Below are 4,124 nucleotides of genomic sequence, written 5' to 3' on the forward strand. Positions count from 1 at the left end.
GCCCGGCCCGCTCGGCCGCGGCGGCCAGCACCGCCTCGCTGTGGAGCCGCTCGGCGGGGCGGTCGGCGGCCGTTCCGGCGACGTAGCCCTCGTACCGCTCCCACAGGGAGGCGTGGACGACGCGCAGCGGCAGCCCGCGGCGCCCGGCCAGCTCGGCCGCCCAGTCCAGGGCGTCCGAGGCGGCGTGTGAACCGTCGACCCCGACGACCACGGGAAGCTCCACCGTGCCCACCGCCTCTCCCTGCCGGCACATGGGTGTGTCCCCTCTCATTGTCCCGCCGAAGCGGTCGCCGAGGGAATCCGGCGGCTCACTCAACGCAGCCGCATGGCCAGCGTCACCACGGCGCCCATCGTCCCCGCGCTGATCGCCAGCCGGTCGGTGACGAGCTGGGTCAGCCACAGCCCGCGGCCGCTGGTGGCGCCGTCCAGCCCCGGCAGGATCCGGGGGATGACGTCCTCGGAGAAGCCGGGGCCGGAGTCGCTGATCCGGCACTCCAGCTCGTCGCCGATCCGCCGCAGCAGCAGGGAGCCGGTGCCGCCCGCGTGCTCGATGGCGTTGTTGGCGATCTCGTCGACGGCCAGCACGAAGTCCCCGCGGCGGGCCTCGCAGAGCCCGGCCCAGGCCGCGCACTCCTCGATCTGCACCCGCAGCCGGGGCAGCTCGTCGGCCGTGAAATGGCGGTGGAGCAGGTGTTCTCCGGCTCGATCGGCGGACCGACGAGGGTCGGCTAGCACCAGTGCCTCCCGTTTGGTGACGAGTACGAGCGACATCGCAGGGTCGGTGAAGCAGCCGAGGGTACGGGGAGTGGGGCCTCATCGGTTATCACGACCACGAATGACGTGTCATATCGGAAACGTGACCGGAAATGGGTAAGGGTTAAGCGATACCCGATCGTCGGCGTATCGCTTTGGATCGCTGCCTCTCGTTGTCTCGTGAGCACAGTGACCGCCGAGGGGCGAGGGGGGAGAGGAAACGGCAGAGTGAGGTCATGATGGGACTTCTGAGCGCGCTGAAGACCGAACATCGTGAGCGGGTGATGGCGCTGGCCCACGATGTGTCCTTCCCCGCGGGCGGCCGCATCTTCGAGGAGGGCCGTAAGGCCGACCGCTTCTGGATCATCCGTACCGGCGCGGTCACCCTCGATCTGCATGTTCCGGGGCGCCGGGCCGCGGTGATCGAGACCCTCGGCCCCGGAGAGCTCATCGGCTGGTCCTGGCTCTTCCCGCCGGACACCTGGCATCTGGGCGCGGAGGCGCTCAGCCCGGTGCGCGCGCACGAATTCAACGCGGCGGCGGTGCGCCGGCTGTGCGACGAGGACCCGGAGCTCGGCTACGCCCTCGCGCTGGCCTGCGCCCAGGTGATCGGGGGCCGGTTGCAGAGTGCCCGCACCCGGCTGCTGGATCTGTACGGGCCGTACGCGGGCGGGATCTCGCCATGACCGGGCCGGACGGCGCGGAGAGCGGCCCGGGGGCCGAATGGCCCCTTACGCCGCCCCGCGGCAGAACGTAAAGCTGGGCAGCCGGATCGCGACCGGCGACCCGTGCGCCATGGATGGAGAGGCCGTGCCCCAGACAGCCGACCCCGACGGCCCCATCGGGGTCTTTCTGCTCGACGACCACGAGGTGGTGCGGCGCGGACTGCGTGACCTGCTGGACGCCGAATCCGATCTGAAGGTGGTCGGCGAGGCGGCCAACGCCCGCGAGGCCATCGCCCGCGCCCCCGCCGTACGGCCACGGGTCGCGGTGCTCGACGTACGGCTCGGCTCCTCGGGCGACGGCGGGGACCACGAAGGGATCGAGGTCTGCCGGGAGTTGCGGGCCCGCCTCCCCGACCTCGCCTGTCTGATGCTGACGTCCTTCGACGACGACGAGGCGCTGTTCGACGCCATCATGGCCGGGGCCGCGGGCTATGTGCTCAAGCAGATCAACGGGTCCGACCTGGTGTCGGCGGTGCGCACCGTGGCCGACGGCCGCTCCATGCTCGACCCCGGCGCCACCGCCCGGGTGATGGCCCGGCTGCGCGGCCCCGCGCCCAGCGGGCCCGTGGAGCTGGAGAACCTGTCACCGCGGGAGCGGGAGATCCTTCAGCTCATCGGCGACGGGCTGACCAACCGGCAGATCGCCGAGCGGCTGTTCCTGGCCGAGAAGACCGTCAAGAACCGCATCTCCGCGATCCTGTCCAAGCTGGGCGTGGGGCGGCGCATTCAGGCCGCGGTGATCGCCGAGCGGATCAAGGAGCGCGAAGCGGGTCAGTGAGCCCGTGAGCGGTACGGCCACGAGCCGATGACGTCCTTACGGCGGGGCGGGCCGGATGACGTGCCCGCGGTGGTCCTGGTGACGCCCCTGCGGTGGTCCTGGTGACGTCCTTACGGTGGGCCGGGCGCCGCGGTTCGCATGGAGCGCGAGACCGGCTCCCCTGCCGGCCCCGCGCCTCACACCGAACGAGCCGGACCGGCCGAGATGCCCTTCACCGCAGTGGAGTGAGAGCCCGGTCCGCCGCCGCGCTGGAGATGGTTCGCGGAATTGCCCGGTCCAGCATCGCGATGCGTTCCGCCGCAGGGGAGGGGCCGAACGGCCCTCTCGAGAGTCGGGACCGTACCGGCCCCGGAAATCCAGGGGCCGGACGGCCCGCACAAAAATCAGGGGCCGGACGGGGGTGCCCCATCCGGCCCGATCCTTCCCGCGACCGGGCACCGGCCCGGTCGCACCACCTCCCGACACGCGTCAGTAGCCGCCTCCCGGGTGCGGCGACCGGCCGCCCGGGTACTGCTGACGCCCGTAAGGGTCCTCGTAGGGAGACTGCGCGGGGGCCGCCGGACGCGGCGCGGCCGGGCGCGTCATGGCCGGGCGCATCGCCTCGTAGCCCATCGGCGCGGCCGGGGCGGGCCGCTGCGTCTGCGGCTGCTGAGCGCCCGGGTAGCCCCGCGGGCCGGTCGGCTGCGGCGGGATGTAGGGCGAGTGCGCCTGCTGCAACCCGGTGGGCTGCGGCTGCTGCTGGTAGCCCTGGTACATGGGCTGCGGCGAGGGCGCGGCCGGCAGCGCGGGAAGCGCTGAGGGCAGGGCCGGAAGATGACTTCCGGTGTCGTAGGCGGACGGCACCCTGATGGGTGCGATCTGCGGTGTGCCCCGCTCGGCGACAAGGCTGTCGTAGATGGGGGTGTCCGGGAAGGACGGCGAGGAGTAGTAGCCGCCACCGTAAGTGCTGCGGGGGGAGGTCATAGACCATAAGTTAAGCCCACCATGTGCTGATTGGGGAGTCCGGTAGGAGGGTTGTTTTCAGTGTTCGGAGTGGCCGTGGATCCCCAATCCGAGCGAACCAGGGAAAATCGGTCGTCAGGGTACGTTGAGATCGTGTAAAGAGCGCGTTTTCAGCGGGTAACCACGGGTCGTCCGCGGTATGCGGCGGCCCAGCGGCCCGATGACCGAGCGAACAGAGAGGCAGGGGGACGTAAATGGCGATGCGCAAGGGCGGTAACACGCCAGTACCGGCAAGCGCGGTGCGGATCGAGCTCGGCTGGCGCGCCGGACCGGGGGCGCCGGACGTGGACGCCTCGGCGCTGCTGCTGATGTCCGGAAAGGTCAGGTCCGACGGGGACTTCGTCTTCTACAACCAGGCGGCGCACTCTTCAGGCGCGGTGCGCCACGAGGGGAAGCGGACCACGGGTGACACCGTGACCGACACCCTTTCGGTGGACCTCGCCCGCGTCGAACCCGCCATCGACACCGTGGTCCTCGCGGCTTCGGCCGATGGCGGAACGTTCGGTCAGGTCCCCGGTCTGCACATCCGGGTGCTGGACGCGGCGGGCGGCGCGGAGATCGCCCGCTTCGACAGCGAGGACGCCACCATCGAGACCGCCTTCGTCCTCGGCGAGTTGTACCGCAGGCAGGGCGCCTGGAAATTCCGCGCGGTGGGCCAGGGGTACGAGAGCGGGCTGGCGGGGCTCGCCACGGACTTCGGTATCAGCGTCGACGAACCGCAGCAGACGCCGGCTCAGCCCGCCGCCCCCGTCCCGGCCCCCGCCGCGCCGCCGAACGCCGGGCAGAACCCGTACGCGGCGCAGAACCCGTACGCGGCCGCGCAGAACCCGTACACCGCCGCCGCGCCGCCGTCCGGCCCCCCGGCC

Annotated in this window: 6 protein-coding genes; 3 read left to right on the forward strand and 3 right to left on the reverse strand. The window is 71.8% G+C overall.

The features are described from left to right. Positions 1-253 (reverse strand): universal stress protein (locus KN815_RS47250; protein WP_253209695.1); only part of this gene is annotated, 253 nt, incomplete at its 3' end. Positions 254-312: 59 nt separating this feature from the next. Beyond that, the gene (locus tag KN815_RS47255; protein WP_216347933.1) at positions 313-771 is read right to left on the reverse strand and encodes an ATP-binding protein; all 459 of its coding nucleotides are present in this window, start codon (positions 769-771) and stop codon (positions 313-315) included. Positions 772-989: 218 nt separating this feature from the next. Between KN815_RS47255 and KN815_RS47260 the strand changes: the two genes are divergently transcribed. Further along, positions 990-1,439, forward strand: a complete 450-nt coding sequence (locus KN815_RS47260) for a cyclic nucleotide-binding domain-containing protein (RefSeq protein ID WP_078645719.1) — start codon at positions 990-992, stop codon at positions 1,437-1,439. Between the two features lie 109 nt (positions 1,440-1,548). Continuing rightward, the gene (locus KN815_RS47265) at positions 1,549-2,256 is read left to right on the forward strand and encodes a response regulator (protein ID WP_216347934.1); all 708 of its coding nucleotides are present in this window, start codon (positions 1,549-1,551) and stop codon (positions 2,254-2,256) included. 468 nt (positions 2,257-2,724) lie between these two features. Here KN815_RS47265 and KN815_RS47270 read toward each other — a convergent pair whose 3' ends face one another. Continuing rightward, complete coding sequence (locus KN815_RS47270) at positions 2,725-3,219, reverse strand: DUF6643 family protein (RefSeq protein ID WP_216347935.1); 495 nt, start codon at positions 3,217-3,219, stop codon at positions 2,725-2,727. Between the two features lie 233 nt (positions 3,220-3,452). On the opposite strand from KN815_RS47270, the gene KN815_RS47275 reads away from it, so the two are divergent. Further along, positions 3,453-4,124 (forward strand): TerD family protein (locus tag KN815_RS47275; protein WP_253209696.1); only part of this gene is annotated, 672 nt, incomplete at its 3' end.

Source organism: Streptomyces niphimycinicus, assembly GCF_018883605.1.
GTDB classification, from domain to species: domain Bacteria; phylum Actinomycetota; class Actinomycetes; order Streptomycetales; family Streptomycetaceae; genus Streptomyces; species Streptomyces niphimycinicus.